Origin of the sequence: Pseudorhodoferax sp. LjRoot39, assembly GCF_964253035.1 — a bacterium.
Taxonomy (GTDB): domain Bacteria; phylum Pseudomonadota; class Gammaproteobacteria; order Burkholderiales; family Burkholderiaceae_C; genus Pseudorhodoferax.
Map to the genome: position 1 here is coordinate 944,539 of NZ_CAXUQL020000001.1, position 25,004 is coordinate 969,542.

The 25,004-nt window shown below is 68.0% G+C and carries 26 protein-coding genes; 13 read left to right on the forward strand and 13 right to left on the reverse strand.

Translation table 11 applies throughout. The features are described from left to right. Positions 1-107: 107 nt before the first annotated feature. From rtcA to ACSQ4M_RS04475, 4 genes are all read right to left on the reverse strand, one after another. Positions 108-1,145 carry an RNA 3'-terminal phosphate cyclase gene (gene rtcA, locus ACSQ4M_RS04460; protein ID WP_436188398.1) on the reverse strand — a complete coding sequence of 346 codons (1,038 nt, stop codon included), beginning with the start codon at positions 1,143-1,145 and terminating at the stop codon, positions 108-110. Between the two features lie 17 nt (positions 1,146-1,162). Continuing rightward, complete coding sequence (locus tag ACSQ4M_RS04465) at positions 1,163-1,978, reverse strand: nucleotidyltransferase domain-containing protein (RefSeq protein ID WP_436188399.1); 816 nt, start codon at positions 1,976-1,978, stop codon at positions 1,163-1,165. A 58-nt stretch (positions 1,979-2,036) separates the two neighbouring features. Continuing rightward, the gene (locus ACSQ4M_RS04470; RefSeq protein WP_436188400.1) at positions 2,037-3,263 is read right to left on the reverse strand and encodes an RtcB family protein; all 1,227 of its coding nucleotides are present in this window, start codon (positions 3,261-3,263) and stop codon (positions 2,037-2,039) included. A gap of 657 nt (positions 3,264-3,920) precedes the next feature. Then, positions 3,921-5,495 (reverse strand): vWA domain-containing protein, encoded by a 1,575-nt coding sequence (locus ACSQ4M_RS04475; RefSeq protein WP_436188401.1) that lies wholly within the window; start codon positions 5,493-5,495, stop codon positions 3,921-3,923. A gap of 206 nt (positions 5,496-5,701) precedes the next feature. Between ACSQ4M_RS04475 and rtcR the strand changes: the two genes are divergently transcribed. Next, entirely contained in the window at positions 5,702-7,306 is a 1,605-nt protein-coding gene (gene rtcR, locus ACSQ4M_RS04480) for an RNA repair transcriptional activator RtcR (RefSeq protein ID WP_436188402.1), read from the forward strand. Between the two features lie 176 nt (positions 7,307-7,482). On the opposite strand, the gene ACSQ4M_RS04485 is transcribed toward rtcR, so the two are convergent. Continuing rightward, positions 7,483-7,923, reverse strand: a complete 441-nt coding sequence (locus ACSQ4M_RS04485; protein WP_436188403.1) for a hypothetical protein — start codon at positions 7,921-7,923, stop codon at positions 7,483-7,485. Between the two features lie 315 nt (positions 7,924-8,238). Beyond that, positions 8,239-9,147, reverse strand: a complete 909-nt coding sequence (locus tag ACSQ4M_RS04490; protein ID WP_436188404.1) for a LysR family transcriptional regulator — start codon at positions 9,145-9,147, stop codon at positions 8,239-8,241. A 140-nt stretch (positions 9,148-9,287) separates the two neighbouring features. Here ACSQ4M_RS04490 and msuE point away from each other — a divergent pair, with 140 nt between their 5' ends. Genes msuE through ACSQ4M_RS04505 form a run of 3 tightly spaced genes read left to right on the forward strand, consistent with a single transcriptional unit; the run spans position 9,288 to position 11,968 of the window. Beyond that, a complete protein-coding gene (gene msuE, locus ACSQ4M_RS04495) occupies positions 9,288-9,869 on the forward strand; it encodes an FMN reductase (protein ID WP_436188405.1) in 582 nt (193 codons plus the stop codon). Positions 9,870-9,911: 42 nt separating this feature from the next. Next, positions 9,912-10,892 (forward strand): DUF1852 domain-containing protein, encoded by a 981-nt coding sequence (locus ACSQ4M_RS04500; RefSeq protein WP_436188406.1) that lies wholly within the window; start codon positions 9,912-9,914, stop codon positions 10,890-10,892. A 47-nt stretch (positions 10,893-10,939) separates the two neighbouring features. After that, the gene (locus ACSQ4M_RS04505) at positions 10,940-11,968 is read left to right on the forward strand and encodes a methionine synthase (protein WP_436188407.1); all 1,029 of its coding nucleotides are present in this window, start codon (positions 10,940-10,942) and stop codon (positions 11,966-11,968) included. Positions 11,969-12,313: 345 nt separating this feature from the next. On the opposite strand, the gene ACSQ4M_RS04510 is transcribed toward ACSQ4M_RS04505, so the two are convergent. The 4 genes from ACSQ4M_RS04510 to ACSQ4M_RS04525 are packed head-to-tail and all read right to left on the reverse strand — an operon-like array spanning position 12,314 to position 15,408. After that, positions 12,314-13,228, reverse strand: coding sequence for a LysR family transcriptional regulator (locus ACSQ4M_RS04510; protein ID WP_436188408.1), 915 nt, complete (start codon positions 13,226-13,228; stop codon positions 12,314-12,316). A gap of 15 nt (positions 13,229-13,243) precedes the next feature. After that, positions 13,244-13,564, reverse strand: coding sequence for a heavy metal-binding domain-containing protein (locus ACSQ4M_RS04515; RefSeq protein WP_436188409.1), 321 nt, complete (start codon positions 13,562-13,564; stop codon positions 13,244-13,246). A 12-nt stretch (positions 13,565-13,576) separates the two neighbouring features. After that, entirely contained in the window at positions 13,577-14,395 is an 819-nt protein-coding gene (locus ACSQ4M_RS04520) for an amidohydrolase family protein (RefSeq protein WP_436188410.1), read from the reverse strand. Then, complete coding sequence (locus ACSQ4M_RS04525; RefSeq protein WP_436188411.1) at positions 14,392-15,408, reverse strand: aldo/keto reductase; 1,017 nt, start codon at positions 15,406-15,408, stop codon at positions 14,392-14,394. The genes ACSQ4M_RS04520 and ACSQ4M_RS04525 overlap by 4 nt, the downstream gene beginning before the upstream one ends. Before the next feature lie 113 nt (positions 15,409-15,521). Between ACSQ4M_RS04525 and ACSQ4M_RS04530 the strand changes: the two genes are divergently transcribed. From ACSQ4M_RS04530 to ACSQ4M_RS04560, 7 genes are read left to right on the forward strand one after another with little or no spacing between them, the layout of a single operon-like run. Beyond that, on the forward strand, positions 15,522-15,944 hold the full coding sequence (locus ACSQ4M_RS04530) for an RbsD/FucU family protein (RefSeq protein WP_436193963.1): 423 nt from the start codon (positions 15,522-15,524) through the stop codon (positions 15,942-15,944). After that, the gene (locus ACSQ4M_RS04535; RefSeq protein WP_436188412.1) at positions 15,941-16,693 is read left to right on the forward strand and encodes a GntR family transcriptional regulator; all 753 of its coding nucleotides are present in this window, start codon (positions 15,941-15,943) and stop codon (positions 16,691-16,693) included. Before ACSQ4M_RS04530 ends, ACSQ4M_RS04535 begins: the two co-directional genes overlap by 4 nt. After that, positions 16,690-17,604 carry a dihydrodipicolinate synthase family protein gene (locus tag ACSQ4M_RS04540; RefSeq protein ID WP_436188413.1) on the forward strand — a complete coding sequence of 305 codons (915 nt, stop codon included), beginning with the start codon at positions 16,690-16,692 and terminating at the stop codon, positions 17,602-17,604. Before ACSQ4M_RS04535 ends, ACSQ4M_RS04540 begins: the two co-directional genes overlap by 4 nt. Before the next feature lie 23 nt (positions 17,605-17,627). Next, positions 17,628-18,947, forward strand: a complete 1,320-nt coding sequence (locus tag ACSQ4M_RS04545; protein WP_436188414.1) for an ABC transporter substrate-binding protein — start codon at positions 17,628-17,630, stop codon at positions 18,945-18,947. Next, positions 18,947-19,813: a carbohydrate ABC transporter permease gene (locus ACSQ4M_RS04550; RefSeq protein WP_436188415.1), complete on the forward strand. Its 867-nt coding sequence runs from the start codon at positions 18,947-18,949 to the stop codon at positions 19,811-19,813. Before ACSQ4M_RS04545 ends, ACSQ4M_RS04550 begins: the two co-directional genes overlap by 1 nt. Further along, complete coding sequence (locus ACSQ4M_RS04555) at positions 19,803-20,624, forward strand: carbohydrate ABC transporter permease (RefSeq protein ID WP_436188416.1); 822 nt, start codon at positions 19,803-19,805, stop codon at positions 20,622-20,624. The genes ACSQ4M_RS04550 and ACSQ4M_RS04555 overlap by 11 nt, the downstream gene beginning before the upstream one ends. Before the next feature lie 5 nt (positions 20,625-20,629). Beyond that, the gene (locus ACSQ4M_RS04560) at positions 20,630-21,688 is read left to right on the forward strand and encodes an ABC transporter ATP-binding protein (RefSeq protein ID WP_436188417.1); all 1,059 of its coding nucleotides are present in this window, start codon (positions 20,630-20,632) and stop codon (positions 21,686-21,688) included. Here the strand turns inward: ACSQ4M_RS04560 and ACSQ4M_RS04565 are convergent, their stop codons facing one another. Further along, positions 21,689-21,946 (reverse strand): DUF2798 domain-containing protein, encoded by a 258-nt coding sequence (locus tag ACSQ4M_RS04565; protein ID WP_436188418.1) that lies wholly within the window; start codon positions 21,944-21,946, stop codon positions 21,689-21,691. Between the two features lie 149 nt (positions 21,947-22,095). Between ACSQ4M_RS04565 and ACSQ4M_RS04570 the strand changes: the two genes are divergently transcribed. Continuing rightward, the gene (locus ACSQ4M_RS04570) at positions 22,096-23,037 is read left to right on the forward strand and encodes a LysR family transcriptional regulator (RefSeq protein WP_436188419.1); all 942 of its coding nucleotides are present in this window, start codon (positions 22,096-22,098) and stop codon (positions 23,035-23,037) included. Between the two features lie 24 nt (positions 23,038-23,061). Here the strand turns inward: ACSQ4M_RS04570 and ACSQ4M_RS04575 are convergent, their stop codons facing one another. Beyond that, positions 23,062-23,277 (reverse strand): hypothetical protein, encoded by a 216-nt coding sequence (locus tag ACSQ4M_RS04575; RefSeq protein WP_436188420.1) that lies wholly within the window; start codon positions 23,275-23,277, stop codon positions 23,062-23,064. Between the two features lie 217 nt (positions 23,278-23,494). Between ACSQ4M_RS04575 and ACSQ4M_RS04580 the strand changes: the two genes are divergently transcribed. Next, positions 23,495-24,547, forward strand: a complete 1,053-nt coding sequence (locus tag ACSQ4M_RS04580) for an extracellular catalytic domain type 1 short-chain-length polyhydroxyalkanoate depolymerase (RefSeq protein WP_436188421.1) — start codon at positions 23,495-23,497, stop codon at positions 24,545-24,547. Positions 24,548-24,557: 10 nt separating this feature from the next. On the opposite strand, the gene ACSQ4M_RS04585 is transcribed toward ACSQ4M_RS04580, so the two are convergent. Beyond that, positions 24,558-24,935 (reverse strand): response regulator, encoded by a 378-nt coding sequence (locus ACSQ4M_RS04585; RefSeq protein WP_436188422.1) that lies wholly within the window; start codon positions 24,933-24,935, stop codon positions 24,558-24,560. Positions 24,936-25,004 lie beyond the last annotated feature (69 nt).

Genomic DNA, 25,004 nt, shown 5'->3' on the forward strand with positions numbered 1-25,004 from the left:
TTTGCGCCCACACCAGCCGTGGGTAATTGCGAAATGAAGGACTGCAATGGGCGCATAGAGGCCGGCGGCCAAAGATCCCTGTTTCCCTGCCGATATGCATCAGGCGCCTACTTGCCATGGACGCTGACCGACCACCGGCTTCTCGTGCCTGATGTCAGGAAGCGAATCGGCAAGAACCTCTCGATGATCGCGAAGTTGGTCTTCGCATGCGGAGTCAGCTCCGTGCTGGTGTAGGACGCTGCGCGCCCGCTCTGCCATACGGCCAGCGCGAGCGGCAGCGCCCACTGGTCGGCCAGGTGCAGCCCGAGCGCGGCGTCGCCGGCCTGGTAGGCCTGCACCTCACGGACCAGATCCTGTGCGACCTGCTCCGCACTGACGCCCTTCTCGCCAAACGCAGTGAAGACCTCGCAGACGTTGCCATGCGACAGGGTTGCCAGCAAGGCGTTGCCAGGACCTTCGTTCTGGCGTGCCGACGCCTCTCGCAACTGCTCGCCACTCCACCCCAGCGCCATGCCCAGGTGCTCGAGTTCGCGCCTGGCCACCGAGCGCGACAGCGCCGGCGAGAAGCACTCGGCATAGACCTCCACTTCGGCGCCGCGGTCGTTCAGATCGAACGGCTGCAACAGAGCTTCTACCGGCCAGACGGTCGCCTCGATCTCGCCGCCGCCGGCCGGATAGAAACCCAGACGACGCAGAGTCAGGTCGACACCCGCACCCAACCGGCGCAGCAGCGGTGCATAGCTGCGCTCCAGGAAGTGGAACGGCGGCGCCATGGGGTTGTGCGTGCCACCGCCCAGCTTCAAGCGGCTGGGCGCCCCAGCCAACAGCAGGGCCGGCCAGATGGTCTGCAGCACCAACGTGCAGCTGCCCGCGCTACCCACGTTGAACAGGTAGTCGCCCGCGCGCACCGGGCCCGGGTGGAAGCGCAGCGACTGAGAACCCAGTTCGGCTCCCTGCACGTCGGCACCTGAGACCTCGGCCGCCGCCTGCACACAGGTCAGGTGCTGGCGCATCAGGCCCGGCTTGGCGCGGCCGGCGCGGATGCTGGACAGCGTGAAGGGCTGGCCCGTGCACATGGACAGGGCCAGCGCGGTGCGCAGGATTTGTCCGCCGCCTTCGCCGGCGGAACCATCGATGTCGATCATGTTCTTCTCTTCTTGTTCTAGGTCTTGGTGTCGAAATGCAGGACGGCATCCCGCAGGTACTGGTCGAGCGCGCGCGCATCCGCCGCCGGACTCTTGCCTGGGACGTGCGCCATCGCTTCGGCAAGCTCCGCCTCGATGAAGGCGTGGATGCCGGCCCAGCGCAGGCTCGTGGCCGATTCTCCGGCCCGCATCTTGACCTCCAGTAACGCGTTGACCTCGTCCAGCACGGCGCGGTCCGTCAGGGTCTGGCTGGCCAGCTCCGCGAACCGCATCGGTGGCACACCACGCGCCTCGCGAATCCAGCGCGCGGCCAGCAACGGGCGCAGCACGTACAGGTACTTCTTGTAGCGCACGACGGCGCCATAGAGGTGTTCACGCAGGTTCTTCCTGGCCATCGACACGTAGTGGTGGTAGCCGCGCACCGGCGAAAACCCCTCCTCGGCCAGCGCCCGCAGCCGCGGTGCCCAGGACGTGTCCTGTCGGTAGACGATGGGCGAGCGTAGCCACTCCAGCAGCACCGGATTGGAGGCGCGCAGCAGCTGAAGCGTCTTGCGCAGGTCCCAGCCGTTGATGTCCAGGTCACCGCTGATGGGCTGCTCGATGACGTCGCGGCCCGGCTCGACGGTCAGGTACCAGTCCAGCCGGTGGACGTAGACGAAGCGCACGTCGTAGTCGCTGTCGGGCGAGGCAAAGCCCCAGCCGCGGCTGCCGGACTCGCACGCAAACAACACCGTCACCTGGTGTTGCTGCTCCAGCGCGGCCAGGTTCTCCAACACGGTGGCGCGCATGCCATCCGAAACGGGATGCGCGCTCACAACCGACTCTTGCTTCATGCTCCTGCTCTCCCCATGCATCTGTGTAGCAGGGTGAGAGCACGCAGCCCTCACCCGGTCAACCCTTCACGCACACCACCTGCTTCAGGGTATGCACCACCTCCACCAGGTCGCGCTGCGCGGCCATGACGGCGTCGATGTCCTTGTAGGCCATTGGGATCTCGTCGATCACGTCGATGTCCTTGCGGCACTCCACGCCAGCGGTCGCCTTCACGTGGTCTTCGACCGTGAACATCTTCTTGGCCTTGGTGCGGCTCATCACGCGGCCTGCGCCGTGGCTGCAGCTCTCGAAGCTCTCCGGGTTGCCCAGGCCGCGGACGATGTAGCTGCGCGCGCCCATGCTGCCGGGGATGATGCCCATCTCGCCGCGCTTCGCTCTCACCGCGCCCTTGCGCGTCACGAACACGTCCTGGCCGAAGTGGCGCTCCTGCTGCACATAGTTGTGGTGGCAGTTCACAGCCTCGACATGCGACTCGAATGGCTTGGCGATCACCGTGCGCACCGTGGCGATCAGGTTGGCCATCATGACTTCGCGGTTCTTCATCGCGAACTTCTGCGCCCAGGACACGCCGCGCACGTAGTCGCCGAAATACTGTGCACCTTCCTCGAAGTAGGCCAGGTCCTTGTCGGGCAGGTTGCGCTGGTGGCGCTCCGCGTCCTTCTTGGCCAGTTCGATGAAGTGCGTGCCGATGGCATTGCCAACGCCACGCGAGCCCGAGTGCAGCATGAACCAGACGAAGCCCGCTTCGTCCAGGCAGACCTCGATGAAGTGGTTGCCCGAGCCCAGCGTGCCCAGGTGCTTGCGGTTGTTCGTGTTCTTCAGGCGCGGGTGCAGTTCGCACAGCGCCTCGAACTCGCCGACCAGCGCGGCCCAGACCTGATCCACCGTCTCCGGCGGGTTCTCCCAGGTTCCCGGGTCACGGCCTCGGCTCTTGGGCGCAGAACCGTGCGGCACGGCCTTCTCGATGGCCGAGCGCAGCGGGCCCAGGTTGTCGGGCAGGTCCTCGGCCCGCAGCGTGGTCTTGGCGGCCATCATGCCGCAGCCGATGTCCACGCCGACGGCAGCCGGGATGATGGCCTTCAGCGTCGGGATCACCGAACCAACGGTGGCGCCGATGCCCAGGTGCACGTCGGGCATGGCCGCGATGTGCTTGAACACGATGGGCAGGCGTGCCGCGTTAGCCAACTGCTGGCGTGCTTCCTCCTCGACCGGGACACCCTGGGTCCACATCTTCACCGGCACACCGCCGGGTACTTCTTGCAGCTCGTAGCTTTGTTCAGACATGTTCTTCTTCTCCATCAAAAGTTGCGGTGACGAGGGGTGATGAAATCTTTCCACTCCGCCATCCACCAGGGGACCGGGATTCGAACCCGGGCGCTCCGCACCTGCGCGCGGAGCCCGCAGCCTGCGCTGCGTGCGTCTACCTGTAGTTCCATCTGCATTCACCGCCTAACAGGCGATGCCTTGCTGCGACAAGGACCGGTGAAACATCGTGCTCTACCACTGAGCTACGGCCCCCCATGTGGGGCCGGCGGGACTCGAACCCGCGACACCGAGCTTAAAAGGCTGTAGTTCCACCTGCATTCGCAGCAGGGCATCTCACAAAAAGCGCGACCAGGGATGGCAGGACATAGCCGTTGCCGGTTGCCCGGCCGGGGAGTCGAACCCCTGGCGATCCCATGTAGTCCTGCCAGCATTCGCGCAAACTCTCAGCATCCCCGCGTGGCGACGAACGGGTGGTGAGACCATTTCTGGCTATGTAGTCCCACCGGCATCCGCCACGCGACAACGCTTGGTTCTTCGGATCGGTGTCCCCGGCGACGAGAGTTGCAAGAGCGGCCTGACGGGGTTCCCGTTGCGGGGTTGCGGCCCCGCGCGGCCAGATGTGCTGTACTCCTGCAGGCATTCGCCTGGGACACCTTCCAATTCCTGCCGTTGCGCCTACTGGGCCGCCAAAGACACCTTCTCGATCTCGCCGAGCCAGTGCTCGGCGTCCATCTTCCCGCTGGCGAAGTTCGCCACCGTGGAGAACACCGCATCCGAGAAGCCACCGACATTGAGGATGTCGTGACGCTCCGCCGCTTGCGTGCTCGCGGTCGGCTGGATGTCGATGCACACCAGGCGCGCCTGCGGATTGCGGCGCTTCAGCAGTCCCCACTCGCGCAGGGTCTGCGTCGCACCACGCCGGTTGGCATCGACCCAGGACTCGTTGTCCGAGACCAGGATCACCAGGTCTACCTCCGCACGCTCGCGGTTGAGCAGCGCCAGTGGCGCGCTGCAGTTGGTGCCGCCGCCACCGATGCTGGCCAACGCCTGCGCGTTGGTCATGACCGAGTCGCGGGCATTCAGCGACAGCTTCACCACGTCCTGCTCGAAGGGCAGCACCCGCGCCTGTGGGTTCTTGCGCAGCACCGCCGCAGCCACCAGGGCGGCCACGTCGATGCAGCGCACGCTGGACGTCGCCGAGCCGCGGTGGCCGGTCACGGGCGAGCCCATGGAGCCCGACACGTCAGGGCAGACCACCACGCGTCCGTCCAGGACAGGCACGTTCGCCAGCGACAGTTCCATCGCGTCCTGCAGGGCGTCGCGCACCTGCACCGGCACGGTCTCACCCGCCGCCTTGAAAGCGGCCAGCAACTGGTACGGCATCACCCGTGCCTTCGCCACGGCCTGCGCGTCGCCCAAGCGGGCGGCCAGCGCGTCGGCCATGCCGGCGATCTCGAACACGCCGTGCCGTGTAAAGGTGTTCAGGTTCTGACGCACCATCTGCCAGGAGCCCGCTCGTGCAACCTGCGCCCATTGCGCCACGTTCAGCTCCAGCGCGGTCAGCATCTGGAACGGCACATCGGGCACCTCGGCCGCAACACCCTGAGCACTGTCGCGCTTGAAGCGCTCGAACGCCTGCGTGATGGGCGGCAGCGCCGCCACGTCGACCGTCTTGCCGATCAGCCAGGCGAACCAGGCTGCGCGCCAAGCCTCGGCCGGTTTGGGGTGGACCATCTTGACCACGTCGGCCAGGGACGGCGTGTTGCCCACGGCGGCGTTCAGCAGCTGCTTCTCGCTGGCGTTCAGCAGCCACTGCTGCACCAGCTTCTTCGGGCGGGTGCCCAGCGACTTGCGGCCCACGGCGCCACTGCGCAGGATCTGCACAAAGTTGCGCAGCATCTTGCCGTTGTCGACCACGCGGCCGAACACCTGGTTCAGCAGCGCGACATCGCGCACGGCCAGATGCGCGGCCAGCAGCGCAGGCATGTCCTTCATGTGGCCGTGCTCTCGGCTGTAGATGGCCGTCTTGGCGACGAAGGCCGGCTCCACTTGCCCGACCAGTGCCTGCACGACGTCGAGCTGGTCTTCGGCACCCGCGTAGAAGGTGCGGCTCAGGCATCCAGTCGCCGCCAGCTGCGCCAGCTGGTGCCGGGCGCTGAAGGCGTAGGCGGGTGCCTGCTCGGCGTTGCGCGCCGTGGCGGTGGGCAGCAGGGCCCCAGGGGCGGATGGGAAGAGCTGGGTGTTGACCATGAGGTTCTCCTCGGTACATTCAACTTGTTGTTGGTGCGTCTGGTATTGCAACGGGCGTGCCAATCCTGCTGTGCCTGGCTCATACCGGAAGAACATCATTGATTTGAAAGAGGAAAATGATGATCTGTGCATCTCCAGCAGACGGAGTTGACGTCTACTGCAAGATCAAGAAATAGAATTGAAGCTAGTAGGTTAGCCTTCTGGATATGGCCAAGAAGAACGTTGCGATTGGATTCATGGGTACCCAGCTGGATTCCGGCCTGGGTGCGGGGCGCTGGGAGAAGTGGCGACCAACCGTCTCCCTGGTCCAGCACGAGGACACGCTGATCGACCGGCTGGAGTTGTTCCACGCCACCAAGCACAAATCGCTGGCCCAGGTCCTGGCAGCCGACATCGCCAATGTGTCGCCCGACACGGTGGTGAACCTGGTGCCCATGGATGTGGCCGATCCCTGGGACTTCGGCGAGATGTACGGCGCGCTCTACGATTGGGCGCGGGGCTACCGTTTCGATCCTGTGCACGAGCAGTATTGGGCCCACATCACCACGGGTACGCATGTGGCGCAGATCTGCATGTTCCTGATGGTGGAGTCGCGCTTCATTCCCGGTGTGCTGCTGCAGACCGCCCCACCCAAGAAGCAGCAGCGTGGCAGTCCGGGCAGCTACACGCTGATCGACCTGGACCTGTCGCGCTACGACGTTCTGGCCCAGCGCTTCAGCCAGGCCCATGCGGAGGCCCTGGATTTCCTCAAGAGCGGCATCCACACCCGCAACCAGCGCTTCAATGCACTGATCGAGGAGATCGAGCGGGTGGCGGTGCGCTCGCAGGCACCCATCTTGCTGACCGGCCCCACGGGCGCCGGCAAGTCGCATCTGGCACGGCGCATGTACGAGCTGAAGAAATCACGGCACCAGGTGCAAGGCGAGTTCGTCGAGGTGAACTGCGCCACGTTGCGCGGCGACAGCGCAGCGTCCACCCTTTTTGGCCACAAGAAGGGTGCCTTCACGGGCGCGGCGAGCGAGCGCGCCGGGCTGCTGCGCACTGCCCACCAGGGGGTGTTGTTCCTCGACGAGATCGGCGAGCTGGGCCTGGACGAGCAGGCCATGCTGCTCAAGGCGGTCGAGGAGAAGCGTTTCCTGCCCATGGGAAGTGACCGCGAAGTCAGCAGCGACTTTGAGCTGATCGCAGGCACCAACCGCGATCTGCGCGTGGACGTGGCGCAGGGGCGCTTCCGCGAAGACCTGTTCGCGCGCATCAACCTCTGGGCCTACACGCTACCCGGGCTGGCGCAACGTCCCGAGGACATCGAGCCCCATGTCGACCATCTGCTCGCGCGGGCAGCGGCGCAGTCAGGCCGCGCGGTGCGCTTCAACGTCGAAGCCAAGGCCCGCTATCTGCAGTTCGCCCGGTCCGGTGAGGCACTGTGGCGCGGCAACTTCCGGGACCTGTTGGCCAGCGTGACGCGCATGGCCACGCTGGCCGATGGCGGGCGGATTTCGACGAGCTTGGTCGATGCGGAGATCCAGCGGCTGCGATGGCTGTGGCAACCACAGGAAGGCGCTAGAGCATCAACCGTCGATCTCGATGCGGTGCTGCCTGCCGGCTCCGCCAGCACGCTGGACCTGTTCGACCGCCTGCAACTTGAGGCTGTGATCCGAGTGTGCCGCGAGGCATCGACGCTGTCGGACGCAGGCCGGCGGCTGTTCGACCAATCGCGCGCCCAGCGGACGGTGATCAACGACGCCGACCGCTTGCGCAAGTACCTGCTCAAGTTCGGGTTGTCATGGGAGACGGTTCGTCAGTCGATGTGATCCCGTCCGAGTCCGCTTGATCTGAAGAGCAGCGGGTAGATTGGACGACAGTGTGTCGAGGCGGGCGGTGAGATACAACTGGCCGCCCTCCGCGGCCAGCCGCCTTGAAGACCTTCGCGGCAGCGGTGCAGCGCTAGCGGTCATTGATGCAGCCAAGTCCTCCGATGACGTCATGCTCAGACCTTGGCGAGGAAGGCCGCTGCATCACCTGCTTCGCACTTCCAGTCTGCGAAGACCCCGACCAGGCTGCATTCCACGCAGCGACAAGCAATGTAGTACCAGCGCACGTCATGTGTGCCGTCGTACACGGAGACACCGGACACCAGCTCGAACACCTCGTTCTCGCACACGCACTCGTGCGCCTCAGGCGCGGCTTCGTCAACGTAGTCCTCGCTGTCGCCCATCAGGTGTTCCTTGCCGCAGTCGGTGCAGGTGCGGATGGCCACACCGGCTTCTTCATCGGTCTGCAGCGCGAAAGTCCGGCATCCGCAATCGCATTTGGACGCGGCAAACCGGACAGCCTCATGGCGATTCGCAACGCTGTAGCTGCGAAGTTCGGCTTGGGTGTCGCCGGACGTAGTCCCGTACCAGAACTTGCCCTTCTTCGTCAGTGCCATGGATGCTGCTCCGTTTCTCAAGATGGGCCTGCCGGCAGGCCTGACGCCGGGCTCGCCCCATTCGTCTAGATTCTGCCTGGAGGTCTGGTGCGTCGTCGTGGAAGGCTTGGGGCGTGGTTGTCGCCGACAGGGGCTGCGGACACCCTTCAATGACTATTCTTGGAGATTGCCGCCATACAGTCTCTCGGATTCGTACGGCGCCTATCAGCCTTGACCCGATGTTCCCCGCCGCGGGTCAACGACTGCTGATGGCCAGAACCGGTGGTAGACCGGAGCCGCAACTCGCATAAACGGCGCCCCTCATACTTTTTCTCCTCACGCCATAGCCGCAGCGCCGAGCGCTGCCGGCTGCCGCGCCATCTCCACAAACGCCCGCAGGTAGTCCGTGGCCTGGTCCGCCTCCCGAGCCCCCAGAAAGATCTGCTTGGCAATGCCCCGCGCCCCCAGCCGCACAGGCACCACGCCCATCCGCGCCGCGTACTCCTCGACCAGCCAGCGCGGCAGCGCGGCCACGCCGCGGCCGCTGGCCACCATCTGCAGCATGATGTCGGTCGTCTCGATGGCCTTGTGGCGCCGGGGCGTGACACCGGCCGGCAACAGGAACTGGTTGTAGATGTCCAGGCGCTCGATGTCCACGGGGTAGCTGATCAGCACCTCCTGCGTCAGCTGCCTGGGCTTCACGTAGGCCGCCGTTGCGAGCGGGTGGCCCTTGGCCACGACCAGCACCTGTTCGTAGTCGAACACGGGCTCGAATGTCAGGCCGGGCTTGTACAGCGGGTCGGGCGTGACCAGCAGGTCGATCTCGTAGCCGAAGAGCGCGCCGATGCCGCCGAACTGGAACTTCTGCTTCACGTCGACATCCACGTCGGGCCAGGCAGCCAGGTAGGGCGAGACCACCTTGAGCAGCCACTGGTAGCAGGGGTGGCATTCCATGCCGATGCGCAGCGCACCGCGCTCGCCCTGCGCGAACTGGCCCAGGCGCTCTTCGGCCAGGTCCAACTGCGGCAGCACCCGGTTCGCCACGGCCAGCAGGTACTGGCCCGCCTGCGTGAGGCGCAGGCTGCGCCCTTCGCGCAGCCAGATGTCGGTGCCGATCTGTTGCTCCAGCTTCTTCATGCTGTGGCTCAGGGCCGACTGGGTCAAATTCAGCACGCCCGCAGCCGCCGTCAGAGACCCTTGCTTCTCGACCTGCTGCACGATGCTGAGGTGGATGCGTTCCAGCATTTCAAGTGAGCCAATTTCATGGATTGATGAAGTAATACCATTTTACTTCATGGGTCGCATTCCCTAGCATCCGGTCCACTGTGCTGCATGGCCGGGCCGCCCTCGCGGCGTGGCGCGTGCAGTTCCATCCCCAGGAACCCATGCAACATCCACTCCGTCTGGTCGCCGTTTCCGGCGGGCTACAGCGCCCCTCCAAGGCTGCCTCGCTGGCAGAGCATCTGCTGGACCTGTTCGCCCTGCAGTTGCCTTGCGAACCGCACCTGGTCGAACTGGGTCGGCTCGCCCCGCAGCTCGCCGGCGCCGTCTGGCGGGCCCAGCTGCCCGACGCGGTGGAGCGCGCGCTCTCGGCCGTCGAACAGGCCGATGCCCTGGTGGTGGTCACGCCGGTCTACCGCGGCGCCTACACGGGGCTGTTCAAGCACTTCTTCGACTTCATCCACCAGGACGCCCTGGTCGACAAGCCGGTGCTGCTGGCGGCCACCGGCGGCAGCGAGCGCCATGCCCTGGTGATCGACCACCAGCTGCGGCCGCTGTTCAGCTTCTTCCAGGCGCGCACGCTGCCCCTGGGCGTCTACGCGACCGACAAGGACTTCGTGGACCACCAGCTGCGGGACGAGGCCCTGATCGAGCGCGCCCGGCTGGCGGTGCAGCGGGCGCTGCCACTGGTGCAGCTCGCGCGCCACGCGCGGCCGTCCCCGGCCGATGCCCTGGTCGCGGCCTGAGCCGGACGTGACTTTCCTCCAGCATTCGACCACCCTATCGCCATGACCCAGGAACTCAGCTTCCAACTCAGGAGCATCCGTTTCGACGAGCACTACCAGCCGTCGGACAGCACGCGCATCACCACCAACTTCGCCAACCTGGCCCGGGGACCGAGCCGGCAGCAGAACCTGCGCAACACGCTGCGGATGATCGACAACCGCTTCAACGACCTGGCGCATTGGGACAACCCCACGGGCGACCGCTACGCCGTGGAACTGGAGATCGTCTCCGTCGAGATGGGCCTGGGTGCCGGCAGCGCGGCGGCCTTTCCGTTGATCGAGATCCTGAAGACCCACATCCTCGACAAGAAGACCAACAAGCGCATCGACGGCATCGTGGGGAACAACTTCTCCTCCTACGTGCGCGACTACGACTTCAGCGTGCTGCTGCCGGGCTACAACGCCGATCGGGCGGAATTCAGCGTTCCCCATGATTTCGGCGACCTGCATGGCAAGCTCTTCAGGCAGTTCGCCGCTTCGGACACGTACAGCCAGCACTTCAGCAAGCCGCCCGTGATCTGCATCAGCGTGTCCACCAGCAAGACCTACCGGCGCACGGACAACCAGCACCCCGTGTTGGGTGTGGAGTACCAGCAGGATGCGCTGTCCTCCACCGACCACTACTTCGCGAAGATGGGCATGCAGGTGCGCTTCTTCCTGCCGCCCAACGGCGTTGCGCCATTGGCCTTCTACTTCCACGGCGACCTGCTGGGCGACTACACGAACCTCGAGCTGATCGGCACCATCGCCACGATGGAGACCTTCCAGAAGATTTACCGCCCCGAGATCTACAACGCCAATGCCGCGGCCGGCAGGCTCTACCGGCCGAGCCTCAAGCACCACGACTATTCGTCGACGCAGATCGTCTACGACCGGGAAGAGCGCAGCCAGCTGGCGGTCAAGCAAGGCAGGTTCGCGGAAGAGCACTTCATCAAGCCCTACAAGCATGTGCTCGAACGGCTGGCTGCCGATGTCGCGCACTGAGCAGCTGGATCGCCACACCCTCTCGACCCATCCCAAGGAAAATCCGAATGTTCGAAACCTCCATCGCCGGCAGCCTGCCCAAACCTGCCTGGCTGGCCGAAACCAACAAGCTGTGGCCCCAGTGGCGGGCCGAAGGCGATGCGCTGCGCCAGGCCAAGGCCGACGCGACGCTGCTGTGGATCAAGGCCCAGGAAGACGCCGGCCTGGACATCGTGTGCGACGGCGAGCAGTCGCGCCAGCATTTCGTGCACGGCTTCCTGGAGCAGGTCGAGGGCATCGACTTCGAGCACAAGGTGAAGATGGGCATCCGCGACAACCGCTACGACGCGATGGTGCCGCAGGTGGTCTCCGCCCTGCGCCTGAAGGGCCGCGTCCATGCCTTCGAGGCGCAGCTGGCGCGCGCCCACACGAACAAGAAGCTCAAGTTCACCCTGCCCGGCCCCATGACCATCGTCGACACCGTGGCCGACCGCTTCTATGGCGACAAGGTCAAGATGGCCTTCGCGTTCGCCGAGCTGCTGAACCAGGAGGCGCTGGCGCTGCAGGCCGATGGCGTGGACATCATCCAGTTCGACGAACCCGCCTTCAATGTCTACATGCAGGACGCTGCCGACTGGGGCGTGCAGGCGCTCGAGCGCGCGGCGCAGGGCCTGACCTGCACGACGGCCGTGCACATCTGCTATGGCTACGGCATCAAGGCCAACACCGACTGGAAGAGCACGCTGGGCGAGGAATGGCGGCAGTACGAGGCGGTGTTCCCCGCGCTGGCCAAAAGCCGCATCGACCAGGTGAGCCTGGAATGCATCCACTCCCATGTGCCGCCCGACCTCATGCAGCTGCTGGCCGGCAAGGACGTGCTGGTCGGCGTGATCGACGTGGCCAGCGACGTGGTCGAGACGCCCGAGGAAGTGGCCGACACCATCGGCCGGGCACTGCAGTTCGTGCCGAAGGAGCGCTTGTTCCCGTGCACGAACTGCGGCCTGGCACCGATGGGGCGAGACGTGGCGTGGCGCAAGCTGCAGGCGCTGGCAGCAGGCACACGGTTGGCGAAGGAGCGGCTCGTCGCCCAGGATTGACTTGGCTGTCGGCATCAACGGCACCTGCGGATCCACTGCGGACGGTTGCGGGACGACCCCGTTCGCAGCGGAGATGCCCTCTGCGTGACCCTCGTGCTCCGAGGCTCCAGCCCAGCGCCGGATCTGCAATGAGGCTGAAGTCCGGACTGCGCGGCCAACCGACGGTCGCTACCGTGCGGCGAACTTCCGTTGGTGTCCGGACAGCGCCAGCTGAACATCAGGCCACGGTCCATGCCGCTCAACATCACGGTCCGGCTGCGCCGCGGACATTCGACGGGGTCCAGCTTCATCTACGGGTCTATCCATCCCGCAGAGCGCTATTTCGATGGAGCGCTGCGGGCGCCTTCAGCGCAGCGACGACTTCAGCATCCGGCACACCGCCAGCAGCGCCAGCAGGTTCGGATCGCGCTCGCGCGAGCGCAGGAAGTTCAGCGCAATCGTCTGCCGCACGCGAAAGCGCGCCTGCAGCGGCACCAGCCGCACATTGGCCGGCAGCACGCTGCGCACGCGGCCGGGCAGCAGCGTGCAGCCCACGCGCCCGTCCACGAGGTTCATGAGCGAGTAGATGTCGCCCGTGTGCATGGCGATCTGCGGCGCGAAGCCGGCGATGCGGAAGGCCTCGACGAAGCTGTCGTGCGTGGCGAAGCCGGCGCCCAGGCTCACGAAGCGCTCCTCCACGCAGGCGCCCAGGTCGACCTCGTCCATCGCCGCGTAGGCCGATTGCGCGGGCGCGGCGAAGAAGGTCTCGTCCTCGAAGAGCGGCTCGGACTCCACGTCGGCCGCGCCGGCCGGCACGGCCATCAGCGCGGCGTCGATGGCGCCCTCGCGCAGCTTGGCCAGCAGGTCGGCGTTGGAGCCCAGCATGAGCTCGGTCTGCACCTCGGGCTTGCGCTGCTTCATGCCCAGCACCAGGGCCGGCACGGCGCGGCTGGTCAGCGAAAACATCGAGCCCATGCGCAGGCGGTCGGCCGCGTAGCCGGCGATCTCGCGCGTGGCGCGCACGCCGTCGGCCAGCAGGCGGTCCATGTCGCGCGCCATCTCGGCCAGGCGCTGGGCCGCGGCCGTGGGCACCAGGTTGCGGCCCTCCTGGCGGAACAGCATGCAGCGCAGCGCCTCCTCCAGCGCATGCAGCGCGCGGTGCACGCTGACGGCGCTGGTCTGCAGGCGCTCGGCCGCGCGCGCGAGGCTGCCGGTTTCCATGAAGGCCAGCAGCACCTGCAGCTGGCGCAGCGTGATGGCCTCGTCGTCGAAGGCAGGCATGGGCGCGCGGGCGCCCTACTCGACGACCACGGCCGTGCCGCTGGCCGAGACCATCAGCATGCCGTTGTCGCGCCCCAGCACCTCGTAGTCCAGGTCCACGCCGACGACGGCGTTGGCGCCGGCCTCCTCGGCGCGCTCCTGCAGCTCGCGCATGGCGATGTCGCGGGCGCGCTGCAGTTCGCGCTCGTAGGTGGCCGAACGGCCGCCGACCAGGTCACGGATGCCGGCGAACATGTCCTTGAAGACATTGGCGCCCAGGATGGCCTCGCCCGCGACCACGCCGCAGTAGCGGGTGATGCGCTTGCCTTCGATGGAGGGGGTGGTGGTGATCAGCATGCGTTGCTCCGGTTACAGGCCATAGGCCAGTCGCGCCGTGGCGTCGAACACAGCGGCCTGGTCGGCCGGCGCAACCCATTGCTGCGCCGCGGCCAGCCACGCATCGTAGCGGCCTGCCAGGTCGAGCACGGGCCAGTCGCTGCCCCACAGGCAGCGCTGCGGGCCGAAGCACTGCAGCAGCCAGTGCGCATGGCGTTCCAGCACATCGACCGGCGCGCCCGTGGCAGCCTCGGTCCACAGGCCGGAGAGCTTGCAGAAGGCGGCCGTCTCGTCGGCCAGCGCCTGAAGACCGGCCGTCCAGGCGGCCCAGCCCGCCGCGTCGCCCGGGATGGCGGGCTTGGCACCGTGGTCGACCACGATGCGCAGATCCGGATGGCGCTCGGCCAGCCGCAGGATGCGCGGCAGGTGGCGGGGCTGCACCAGCGCGTCGAACACCAGGCCGCAGCGCGCCATGGCGGCCAGCGCGGGCCGCAGCGCGCCTTGCAGGATCCAGTCCGCATCGGCGATGTCCTGCAGCATGGGTCGCAGGCCCTTGAGCTTGGGCTGGCGCGCGAGTGCCTCGATGCGCGCGGGCGCATCCGGCGCCAGCAGGTCGACCCAGCCGACCACGCCGAGCACCTCGGGCACCTGCGCCGCCTCGTGCAGCAGGAACGCGGTCTCGGCCTCGGTCGGCGCGGCCTGCACCAGCACGCCGCCCTGCACGCCGCAGGGTGCGCTCACGGCACGCCAGTCGGCCAAGCCAACGTCGCGGTGGATGGGGCCGAGCGCGGGCGTGAGCCAGCCGTAGTCGCCGCGGTCCAGGCGCCAGATGTGGAAGTGGGCGTCGATCATGGCGTGGGAGCCTCCGCGGGCAAGAGACCCTGGGCGCGCAGCGCCTGCCAGAAGGCGGCCGGGATGGGCTGGGCCAGCATGGCGCGGCTGTCCTGCCACTGGGCCACGTCCTGCGCACCGGCCACGACGATGTCCACGGCCGGGTGCGCCAGCGGGAACTGCAGCGCCGCCGCGCGCAGCGGCACGCCATGGTCGGCGCAGGTGCGTTCGATGGCGGCCGTGCGGTCGATCCAGGCCTGCGGCGCGCGCGCGTAGTTGAAGCGCGGCTCGGCACCGCCCAGCACCCCCGTGGCCAGGATGCCCGAGTTGAACGCACCGCCCAGCGCGATGCGCACGCCGCGCTGCACGCACAGCGGCAGCAGGGCCGGCAGCGCGCTGTGGTCGAGCAGGCTGTAGCGGCCGGCCAGCAGCAGGCAGTCGATGTCGGCACCGGCCAGCACGTCCAGGCAGACTTGCACGTCGTTGACGCCCAGGCCGATGGCACCGACCAGCCCCTCGCGCTGCAGTGCGCGCAGCGTGGGCAGCGTCTCGCCCAGCACCTGGGCCAGCACCCGCGGGTAGGCGTCGCCATGCGTGGCGGCGTCGCAGTCGTGCACGTAGGCCACGTCCAGCCGCGCCAGGCCCAGGCGCTGCAGGCTGTCCTCCACGCTGCGGCGTGTGCCGGCGGCAGAGTAGTCCCAGCGTTGCGTGAACGGCAGCACGTCCACATAGCCGTTCTGGTCACGCGCGGCCTGGGCATCCGGGCGCAGCAGGCGGCCGACCTTGCTCGACAGCACGAAGCGCGCGCGCGGCAGCCCACGCAGCACCTGGCCGAAGCGCTGCTCCGACAGGCCGTTGCCGTAGTGCGGCGCGGTGTCGAAGCTCCTGCAACCGTCGGCCAACGCCGCGGCCAGCACGGCATGGGCCTCGGCAGGCGGCACGGCGCGGAACAGGTTGCCCAGCGGCGCACCGCCCAGGCCCAGGCGCAGGCCGTCGTTGCAGGCGGGAAAGCGCGTCACAGGCGCAGGCGGCATCGAACAGTCTCCTCAAGGAAAAATGTCGCTGACCCTATGACTAACATGTCAGTTCGTCAACAGGGCATCTGCCGATGGGACAACGCCTGTGCGCTGGGCACCATGCGCGGCCCATGCTCAAGAACCTGTCTCCCCTGCTCTCGCCCGACCTGCTGCACGCGCTCGCCTCCATGGGCCATGGCGACGAGATCGTGCTGGCCGATGCCTTCTTCCCGGCCGCCACGCACGCGCAGCGGCTGATCCGCCTGCCCGGGGTGTCGGCCGACGCGGTGCTGGACGCCGTGCTCTCGGTGCTGCCGCTGGACGACTTCGTGCCGCAGCCCGCCTGCACCATGCAGGTGGTGGGCCATGCCGAGGAGGTGCCGCCGGCCGTCGCGCAGTTCACCGAGGTGCTGGCCCGGCATGGCGAGGCCGCCCCCGGCGCGGTGGAGCGCTACGCCTTCTACGAGCGCGCGGCCAAGGCCTTCGCCATCGTGGCCACGGGCGATACGCGCACCTACGCCAACATCCTCCTGACGAAGGGCGTGTTGAAGTGACCAAGCCGCGCCGCCTGGCCGTGGTCGCCCCCGAGCCGACCAGCCAGCGTGCGCGTGCCTACCAGGGCTTCACGCAGCAGATCCTGGCCGGCGGCATCAAGCCCGGCCAGTTCGTCTCGCAGCGCGAGCTCATGACCCTGCTGGACATGCCGCTGGGTGCGGTGCGCGAGATGATCCCGCGCCTGGAGGCGGCTGGCCTGGTCAAGACCGTGCCGCAGCGCGGCCTGCAGATCGCGCACGTGGACCTGAAGCTCGTGCGCAACGCCTTCCAGCTGCGCGCCATGATCGAGCGCGAGGCCGTGCGCCACTTCGCGGCCGTGGTCACGGCCCCGGAACTCGCGGCGATCACGGCCGCGCACCAGGACATCATCGACCGCGCGAGCGCCTGTGCCGGCCACGCCGACGCCGCGCTGCTGGACGACGCCCAGGCCGTGGACTGGGGCCTGCACGACCGCATGGTCGATGCGCTGGGCAACGAGATCGTGTCGGAGATCTACCGCGTGAACAGCCTGCGCATCCGGCTGATCCGGCTGGAGCAGGCCGTCATCACGCCGGCCCGGCTGATCCCCGCGATGCAGGAGCACCTGCTGTTCGTCGCGGCGCTGGAACAGCGCGACGCCGCTGCCGCCGTGCGCCTGCTCGACGCCCACATGGACAGCGCGCTCAACCACGCGCTGACCGGCCCTGCGGCGATGCCGTTGCCCGCTTTCGTTCCCCCCAGCAACATCCCGAGGAGACGCACGCGATGACGCATGCCATCACCGGCCTGTGGCCCGCCCTGGCCACGGCCTTCACGGCCGGCGGCGCCGTCGACACCGCCCGCACGCTGGCCCAGGCGCGCCGCATGCTGGCCGCTGGCAGCGACGGCATCACGCCGTTCGGCACCACGGGCGAGGGGCCGGCGCTGACCGTGGCCGAACGCCAGGCGCTGCTGGAGGCTCTGCTGGCCGACGGTGTGCGGCCAGACCAGCTCATCGTCTGCACCACGGCCTGCGCGCTGGGCGACGCCATCACACTGGGCCGCCACGCGATCGCGCTGGGCTGCACGCGCCAGCTGTACATGCCGGCCTTCTACTTCAACCACCCGCGCGACGCGGGCGTGGTCGATGCGGTCAGCCAGATGGTGCGCGGCATCGGCAGCGACGCGCTGCGCGTGCTGCTCTACCAGTTCCCCTCGCTCAGCAACGTGGGCTTCAGCCATGCCGCCATCGCCACGCTGGCCGATGCGCACCCGGGCGTGGTGGTCGGCATCAAGGACAGCACGGGCGACCGTGCGCATTCGCTCGCGTTGGTGAAGGCCTTCCCGCAACTGGGCACGCTGGTCGGAGCCGAGCTCGACGTGGCGCCGGTCATGCTGCAAGGCGGCGCCGGCTCGGTCAACGGCCTGGCCAACCTGGCACCGCACCTGATGCGCCGCGTGGTGTCGCGCCCGGCCGAGGTCTCGGCCGCCGACCTGGCGCTGATGCAAGGCCTGCTGGCCCTGCTCGGCGTGCGCCCCGACATGCCCTTCGTCAGCGCCTACAAGACCGCGCTGGCCGAGCAGACGGGCGACGACGCCTGGCTGCACGTGCGCGCCCCGCTCTCGCCGCTGGAGCCTGCCGAGGCACAGGCCGTGCGCGCCGCCTACCGCGCGCTGGGCCAGGATTTCGCCACCCTGTAGACAACAAGCACCGGAGACAAGCCATGAACCATCCCGCCTTCAAGCGCCGTGAACTGCTGCAGGCCGCCGCCGGCGCCACTGCCATCGGCACCCTGCCCAACGTGTTCGCCCAGGGCAGCTTCGACTGGAAGCGCCACGCCGGCACCAGCATCGAGGTGCACCTGATCAAGAGCCCGCGCGGCGAGCTGCTGCAGCGCCACCAGAAGGAGTTCGAGGACCTCACGGGCATCAAGGTCGGTGCCGAGCAGATGCCCGAACAGCAGTCGCGCCAGAAGACCGTGATCGAGTTCAACTCGGGCCGCACCAGCTTCGACGTGGTGCACCTGTCCTACCACGTGCAAAAGCGCCAGTTCGCCAAGGGCAAGTGGATGGAAGACCTGCGGCCCATGTTCGCCAGCGCCGCGCCGCCGGACTTCGACCAGAAGGACTACTCGGCCGGCGGCATGTTCTACGCCACGCAGAGCGACGGCCGCATCGACAGCCTGCCGCTGAACCTGGACCCCTGGATCCTCTACTACAACAAGGACCTGTTCGCGGCCAAGGGCGTGGCCTACCCCAAGACCTATGCCGAGATCCTGGAGGCCGCGAAGAAGCTGCACGACCCGGCCAATGGCGTCGCCGGCTTCGTCGGCCGCGGCCTCAAGAACGCCAACGTGCCGCTGTGGACCGGCTTCTTCCTGGGCTGGGGCGGACAGTTCTTCGATGCCAACGGCAAGCTCGCGACCGAGACGCCCGAGGCCATCGCCTCGGCCACGCTGTACCGCGACCTGCTCAAGACCACCGGCCCCGCCGGCATCGCCGGCTACAACTGGAACGAATCGCAGAGCCTCTTCTTGCAGGGCAAGGCCGCGATGTGGATCGACGGCTCGGGCTTCGCGCCGCCGCTGGAAGACGCCACCAAGTCCAAGGTGGTCGGCAAGGTCGGCTACGGCGTGATGCCGCCCGGCCCCAAGGCCCAGGTCTCGGCCACCTTCGGCGACGGCATCGGCGTGTCCTCGTTCTCCAAGAAGAAGGAGGCGGCCTTCCTGTACATCGTCTGGGCCACCAACAAGGCCATGCAGGCGCGCATGCTGGCCACGGGCTCGGGCGCACCAGTGCGGCTGTCGGCCTACGGCGACAAGGACGCGATCGCCAACCTCAAGGTGCCGGCTGCCTGGCTCACGGCCGTGGCCGAGTCGCTGCGCATCGCCAAGCCCGGTCTGCCCATCATCGAGCCCGTGACCGAGTTCCGCGATGTCTACGGCATCGCACTCAACAACATGCTGACCGGTGCCGACCCGGCGGCCGAACTCAAGAAGGCCACGGCCGAGTTCGCGCCCGTGCTGGCGAAATCCGAGTCGTGATGCGCAGGCGCGTCTCGCCCTTCCTATGGTTCGTCGTGCCGGCCGTGCTGGTCGTGCTGGCCGTGATCGTCTTCCCGTGGATGTTCACGCTGTGGATGAGCCTGTTCGACTGGAAGATCGGCTCCAAGGCGCAGTTCGTGGGCCTGGAGAACTACCTGGAGCTGGCGACCAACACGCGCTTTCTCACCTCCATCCTGCACACGCTGGTGTTCACGGCGCTGGCCGTCATCGCGCCGCTGGTGCTGGGCACTGCGGCCGCGCTCATCTTCAACCAGAAGTTCGCGGGCCGCGGCTTCTGGCGCGGTGCCTTCGTGCTGCCCATGATGGCCACGCCGGTGGCCATCGCGCTGGTCTGGGTCATGATGTTCCACCCGCAGCAGGGCGTGCTGAACTACCTGCTGTCCCTCGTCGGCATCCCGCCCAGCGAATGGGTCTACTCGCCCATGCTGGCGATCCCCTGCCTGGTGCTGGTCGACATCTGGCAGTGGACGCCGCTGGTGATGCTGATCGTGCTGGGCGGCCTGGCCTCGCTGCCGACCGACCCCTTCGAGGCCGCGCACATGGAGGGCGCCACGCGCTGGCAGACGCTGCGCTACGTCACGCTGCCGCTGCTGATGCCCTTCATCATGGTGGCCGCCGTGGTGCGCCTGATCGACGCGCTCAAGACCTTCGACACCATCTACGTGATCACGCAGGGCGGGCCCGGCACCTCCTCGGAAACCATCAACCTGTACCTGTACCTGCAGGCGTTTTCGTTCTACCAGATCGGCAAGGCATCGGCGGTCGTGGTCGTGTTCTTCGTGCTCGTGGTGGCGCTCAGCCTGCTGCTCTTCTGGCTCAAGGAACGGTCCCGCTATGACGCGTAAGCTCATCGACAAGGCGCTGCTCGCGCTGTGCGTGTTTCTGCTGGTCTCGCCGGCCATCGGCTTCTTCCTCTGGATGCTGTCGCTGGCCTTCAAGAACGACGTGGACAACCTGGCCTACCCACCGGTGTTCATCCCCAGCCCGCCCACGCTGGCCAACTTCGAGAAAGTGTTCGACAGCGGGCCGTTCTTCCAGTACTTCCTGAACAGCATCACGGTGTCGGGCCTGGCCACGCTGGTGGCGCTCTTGATCGGCGTGCCGGCCGGCTACGGCATCGCGCGCCTCAAGGCCAAGAAGCTGCTGCTGACCATCCTGATCGCGCGCATGACGCCGGCCATCAGCTTTCTGATTCCGCTGTTCACGCTGTTCCAGGCGCTGGGCCTCACGGGCACGCTGGCGCCCGTGGTCATCACGCACCTGGTGATCACCGTGCCCATCATGGTCTACATCGTGGCGGGCTACTTCGAGACGCTGCCCATGGAACTGGACGAGGCCGGCCTCATGGACGGCTGCTCGCCCTGGCAGCGCTTTCGCCACATCGCGCTGCCGCTGGCACGGCCCGGCATCACGGTGGCAGCGATCCTGGCCTTCATCTTCTCGTGGAACAACTTCATCTTCGGCGCCGTGCTGGCCGGGCGCGAGACGCGCACCCTGCCGGTGGCCATCTACAACGTGCTGACCTTCGAGCAGATCGCCTGGGGGCCGCTGGCCGCCGCGGCCATCCTGGTCACGCTGCCGGTGCTGGTGCTCACGCTGGTGATTCAGAAAGAGATCGTCGGCGGCCTGACGGCCGGTGGCGTGAAAGGCGGATAAGAACAATGGCATCGGTCACCCTGTCGGGCATCACCAAATCCTTCGCGGAGACGAAGGTCATCAAGGGCGTGGACATCGCCATCGGCGACGGCGAGTTCGCGGTCTTCGTCGGGCCCAGCGGCTGCGGGAAGTCCACGCTGCTGCGCATGATCGCGGGGCTGGACGCGCCCAGCACGGGCGAGATCCGCATCGCCGACACCGTGGTCAACGACCTGCCGCCCAAGCAGCGCGAGGTCTCCATGGTGTTCCAGACCTATGCGCTGTACCCGCACATGACGGTGCGCGAGAACATGGGCTTCGGGCTCATGATCGCCGGCACCGCGGTGGACGCCATCACGTCGAAGGTGGCCGGCGCCGCGCGCATGCTGGGGCTGGATGCACTGCTGGACCGGCTACCCAAGCAGCTCTCGGGCGGCCAGCGCCAGCGCGTGGCCATGGGCCGCGCGATGGTGCGCGACCCCAAGGTCTTCCTGTTCGACGAGCCACTGTCCAACCTGGATGCCAAGCTGCGCGTGCAGATGCGCACCGAGATCCGCGCGCTGCACCAGCGCCTGGCGACCACCTCGGTCTACGTCACGCACGACCAGGTCGAGGCCATGACCATGGCCGACCGCATCGTGGTGCTGCGCGACGGGCTGGTCGAGCAGGTTGGCACGCCCGTGGAGCTGTACGACCGGCCCGGCAACGCCTTCGTCGCGACCTTCATCGGCTCGCCATCGATGAACCTGCTGCCTGCCACGGTGCAGGGCGGGAGCGCCGGCACGCTGGGCGGCGCGGTGCCGCTGCCGACGCCGGCGCAGAACCTTGAAGGCCGCAAGGTGCTGCTGGGCCTGCGGCCCGAACACCTCAAGGTGCAGACCGCCGGCACGCCCGGCATCGCCTGCGAGGTCAAGGTCGTGGAGTTCAGCGGCGCCGACACGCTGCTGGCCTGCGAGTCCCGCGGCCAGGCCGTGCAGGCCCTGGTGCACGACCGGCTGCTGGTCAAGCCCGGCGACATGGTCAGCCTGGCCATTGCACCGAATCTCGTGCACCTGTTCGACGCGGAAACGCAGCAGCGGCTCTGATCAGCCGCGCACGGTCCAGCCGACCAGGCGCAGTACCACGGGCCGCACCAGCATCACGCTGGCGAAGGCCGCCGGCATCGCCAGCGCATAGGACGCCAGCACGCGGTCGAGGAAGCGTGCGTCGACACCACCGTTGGCGGCGACGATCACCATGCTCATGAGGAAGGCCATGATGCAGGCCATGTAGAACGCGAAGGCCACGGGGGCCATGCGCTTGGGAAGTTTCCAGGTGCGGGGAGAAGCGGTTTGCGAAAGCATGGATGTCTTGAAAGCGAAGAGAAGGAATCGGAAAGCGAACACGCGGACCGCACTCTAGAACCGCGCGGCGCAGCGCGGTAGACCCGGATCGCCTGTTGCAGTCGATGGCTAGACTATCGAATCAGCATCTTCACCCACAGGCTTTTCCCATGCTCCAGCTGCGCGGCATCGAAACCTTCCTCAAGGCCGTCGACGGCGGCAGCATCGCGGCGGCCGCGCGCCAGCTGGGGATCACGCCCGCGGCCGCAAGCCAGAACATCGCACGGCTCGAGCAGGCGCTGGGCACGCGGCTGCTCACGCGCACGACGCGTTCGCTCGCATTGACCAACGCGGGCGCGCTGTACCGGGCCCGCGTGGCGCCGGTGCTGGCGCAACTGGAGATGGCCGAATCCGACATCGCCGACCTGGAGGGCCAGCCGCAGGGCCGGCTGCGCATTTCCTGCCCGACCGCCTTCGGCCGCAGCATGCTGGCGCCGCTGCTGCCGCGCTTCATGGCGGCCCATCCGCGCGTGGCGACCGAGCTGCTCATCGTCGACCGGCAGGTCGACGCACTCAAGGAAGACGTGGACATCAGCATCCGCTATAGCCATGCGCTGGAGCCTGGCATGGTGGTGCGCCGCATCGCGGCCGTACCCATGGTGTTCTGCGCCGCGCCGTCCTACCTGGAGCGGAGCGGGCGGCCCGCCACGCCCGAGGACCTGGCGCAGCACGACTGCCTGCTCTACCGCATGGAGGTCGACGGCAAGGTCATGCCCTGGTCCTACCTGCGTGAGGGCACGCGCGTGGTGCCGGAACTGCGCGCCGCGGCCGTGGCCAACGACGTCGACACGCTGGCCATGCTGGCCATACACGGGGCGGGCATCACGCGGCTGGGCTGGTTCATCGCCAGGCCGCTGATCGCCCAAGGCCGGCTGGAGCCGCTGTTCACGCAGAGCACGCGCAGCCGCAAGGCCCCGCGCATCGACCCCGAGCCGCTGGAATTCTTCCTGTGCTACCGCGACCGCCAGCACGTGCCCGCCAAGGTGCGCGTGTTCGCCGAGTACCTGGCCGAGGCGCTGCGCGCGCACCCGGACCTGCGCATGCCCGCATGATCCGGACAGGCCGGGGGCGTGGGCTCAGCGTCCCTTGCCGCCCTGGCGGCTGCGCACCTGATTGCCCGAGCCGATCTGCGATTCGCGGTCGTTGCGGCTGGCCGGCGAGCGCTGCGATTGGTGGACCTGGGTGGCGCCGCCGGGCGTAGGCTGGTTGCGGTCGTTGGCGACCTTGCCGTGGGCCTGTGCCTGCGGATCGCCATCCATGTCGCTGCGGGTGGACGAGGGCTTCTTGGACATGGCGACTCCTGTGTGTCGTGGAACAAGTCACCATGCTCGGCCCGGCCAGCGTGCGGGCGGTGTAGGCGCAGGCCGATTCGGGCGCCGGCCGGTGCCTGGCGCGGCGGCCTGCGCTGGCCACCGGCGGGCGCCGCGGGCCCCGGACACGCGACACTGGCACACTGCCTGCAAGGCGTGTGTGGCTACCCGCCCTTCCACGGCCGCCATCACACACTCCATGCTCCGACGCAAGACCCTGAAGACCCTCACGCGGCTGTTCACCAGCAGCCTGGCACCGCTGATGCCGCCCAAGCCGCGGCGCAGCAAGTCGGTGCAGGTGAAGGCCACCAAGCCCGCCAAGGCCCGCACCGTGCGCACGCCGGCCCAGGCCGCACCGACGGCCAAAGCCGCGGCCAAGCCCTCGGCCGGGCGCTGGCTGGTGGGCGTGGCCGTGGCGCCGGTGGGCAAGCGGCGGTACCGGCTGTTCCTGCCGGCCGGCCGCAAGCCGGGCCAGCGCATCCCGGTGGTGGTGATGCTGCACGGCTGCGACCAGAACGCCGCCCGCTTTGCGGACAGCACGCGCATGCACCTGCTCGCCGCGCGCGCCGGCTTCGCCGTGCTCTACCCCGAGCAGGACCGCCTGGCCAACCCCAATGGTTGCTGGAACTGGTATGACACGCGCACGCAGCGGGCCTTTGCCGAGGCGGCGCTGATCCTGCAGGCGGTCGACCAGGTCTGCACGCTGTACGGTGGCGACCGCACACGCGTGGCCATCGCCGGCCTGTCGGCCGGGGCCGGCATGGCGGCGCTGGTCGCGGCCCGCTATCCAGAGCGCTTCCAGGCCGTGGCCATGCACTCGGGTGTGCCGCCGGGCATGGCGGACAGCACCGCCTCGGCCCTGCGCGCGATGGCCGGCCATGGTGCGGCCGACGCCCTGGCCGCAACGCCCGAGGACATGCTGGCGCGCTGGCCCGCCCTGCTCGTGATCCAGGGCGGGCGCGACCGCGTGGTGGCCCCGCGCAACGGCGAAGCGGCTGCCTCGGCATGGGCCCAGGCAGCGCAGGCGCTGCCGTGCGCCACGCGCGCGGTGCAACGCGGCAACCGCCATGCCATGCACATCACCGACTACCGCGTGCGCCAGCGCACCGTGGCGTCGCTGGTGGAGATACCCGCTTTGGGCCACGCCTGGAGCGGCGGAACGGCCGCGCAGTCCTACGGCGATCCACAGGGGCCAGACGCGTCGCGCCTGGTCTGGGCATTCGCGCAGCGCCAGTTCGCGCGCCGGCGCTGAACCAGCGGCCTCAGCTTTCGCAGAATTCGAGGAAGGCGTCGAGTTCGGTGGACTTGTCGAACACGGCGTCGGCGCCGAGTGCCAGGCACTGGGCGCGGATGTCGACGTCGGCGTAGTTGGTCAGCACCACGGCACGCTGGCGGCCGTTGCGTTCGCGGCAGGCCTGCAGCACGCCCAGCCCCGAGCCGTCGCGCAGAAACAGGTCGATCACGGCCAGTTGCCAGCCGTCGGGATGCGCGCGCAGCCACTCGGCGGCATCGCCTTCCGATTCGGCCCAGGCCACGACGCGCATGTCCACGAGTTCTTCCAGCGCGACGATGAGGTTGTCGCGGATCAGAGCGTTGTCTTCCACCAGGAAGACCACCAGAGGAGCATCAGCACGGTCCATGCGCCGGATACTGCACGGCATCGCGCGCCGCAGGCAGCCGCGCATGGTCGCGGCCGCGCGTAGGACGCC

Bases quoted from the DNA above. Each gene is read 5' to 3' on its own strand.
- ACSQ4M_RS04515 (WP_436188409.1), bottom strand. From the start codon at position 13,564: ATGCTGATCACCACCACCCCCTCCATCGAAGGCAAGCGCATCACCCGC.
- ACSQ4M_RS04475 (WP_436188401.1), bottom strand. From the start codon at position 5,495: ATGGTCAACACCCAGCTCTTCCCATCCGCCCCTGGGGCCCTGCTGCCC.
- ACSQ4M_RS04575 (WP_436188420.1), bottom strand. From the start codon at position 23,277: ATGTCCAAGAAGCCCTCGTCCACCCGCAGCGACATGGATGGCGATCCG.
- ACSQ4M_RS04520 (WP_436188410.1), bottom strand. From the start codon at position 14,395: ATGATCGACGCCCACTTCCACATCTGGCGCCTGGACCGCGGCGACTAC.
- ACSQ4M_RS04470 (WP_436188400.1), bottom strand. From the start codon at position 3,263: ATGTCTGAACAAAGCTACGAGCTGCAAGAAGTACCCGGCGGTGTGCCG.
- ACSQ4M_RS04580 (WP_436188421.1), top strand. From the start codon at position 23,495: ATGCTCCGACGCAAGACCCTGAAGACCCTCACGCGGCTGTTCACCAGC.
- ACSQ4M_RS04530 (WP_436193963.1), top strand. From the start codon at position 15,522: ATGCTCAAGAACCTGTCTCCCCTGCTCTCGCCCGACCTGCTGCACGCG.
- rtcA (WP_436188398.1), bottom strand. From the start codon at position 1,145: ATGATCGACATCGATGGTTCCGCCGGCGAAGGCGGCGGACAAATCCTG.
- ACSQ4M_RS04545 (WP_436188414.1), top strand. From the start codon at position 17,628: ATGAACCATCCCGCCTTCAAGCGCCGTGAACTGCTGCAGGCCGCCGCC.
- ACSQ4M_RS04500 (WP_436188406.1), top strand. From the start codon at position 9,912: ATGACCCAGGAACTCAGCTTCCAACTCAGGAGCATCCGTTTCGACGAG.
- rtcR (WP_436188402.1), top strand. From the start codon at position 5,702: ATGGCCAAGAAGAACGTTGCGATTGGATTCATGGGTACCCAGCTGGAT.
- ACSQ4M_RS04540 (WP_436188413.1), top strand. From the start codon at position 16,690: ATGACGCATGCCATCACCGGCCTGTGGCCCGCCCTGGCCACGGCCTTC.
- ACSQ4M_RS04585 (WP_436188422.1), bottom strand. From the start codon at position 24,935: ATGGACCGTGCTGATGCTCCTCTGGTGGTCTTCCTGGTGGAAGACAAC.
- ACSQ4M_RS04510 (WP_436188408.1), bottom strand. From the start codon at position 13,228: ATGCCTGCCTTCGACGACGAGGCCATCACGCTGCGCCAGCTGCAGGTG.
- ACSQ4M_RS04555 (WP_436188416.1), top strand. From the start codon at position 19,803: ATGACGCGTAAGCTCATCGACAAGGCGCTGCTCGCGCTGTGCGTGTTT.
- ACSQ4M_RS04465 (WP_436188399.1), bottom strand. From the start codon at position 1,978: ATGAAGCAAGAGTCGGTTGTGAGCGCGCATCCCGTTTCGGATGGCATG.
- ACSQ4M_RS04550 (WP_436188415.1), top strand. From the start codon at position 18,947: ATGCGCAGGCGCGTCTCGCCCTTCCTATGGTTCGTCGTGCCGGCCGTG.
- ACSQ4M_RS04525 (WP_436188411.1), bottom strand. From the start codon at position 15,408: ATGCCGCCTGCGCCTGTGACGCGCTTTCCCGCCTGCAACGACGGCCTG.
- msuE (WP_436188405.1), top strand. From the start codon at position 9,288: ATGCAACATCCACTCCGTCTGGTCGCCGTTTCCGGCGGGCTACAGCGC.
- ACSQ4M_RS04570 (WP_436188419.1), top strand. From the start codon at position 22,096: ATGCTCCAGCTGCGCGGCATCGAAACCTTCCTCAAGGCCGTCGACGGC.
- ACSQ4M_RS04485 (WP_436188403.1), bottom strand. From the start codon at position 7,923: ATGGCACTGACGAAGAAGGGCAAGTTCTGGTACGGGACTACGTCCGGC.
- ACSQ4M_RS04565 (WP_436188418.1), bottom strand. From the start codon at position 21,946: ATGCTTTCGCAAACCGCTTCTCCCCGCACCTGGAAACTTCCCAAGCGC.
- ACSQ4M_RS04560 (WP_436188417.1), top strand. From the start codon at position 20,630: ATGGCATCGGTCACCCTGTCGGGCATCACCAAATCCTTCGCGGAGACG.
- ACSQ4M_RS04490 (WP_436188404.1), bottom strand. From the start codon at position 9,147: ATGCTGGAACGCATCCACCTCAGCATCGTGCAGCAGGTCGAGAAGCAA.
- ACSQ4M_RS04505 (WP_436188407.1), top strand. From the start codon at position 10,940: ATGTTCGAAACCTCCATCGCCGGCAGCCTGCCCAAACCTGCCTGGCTG.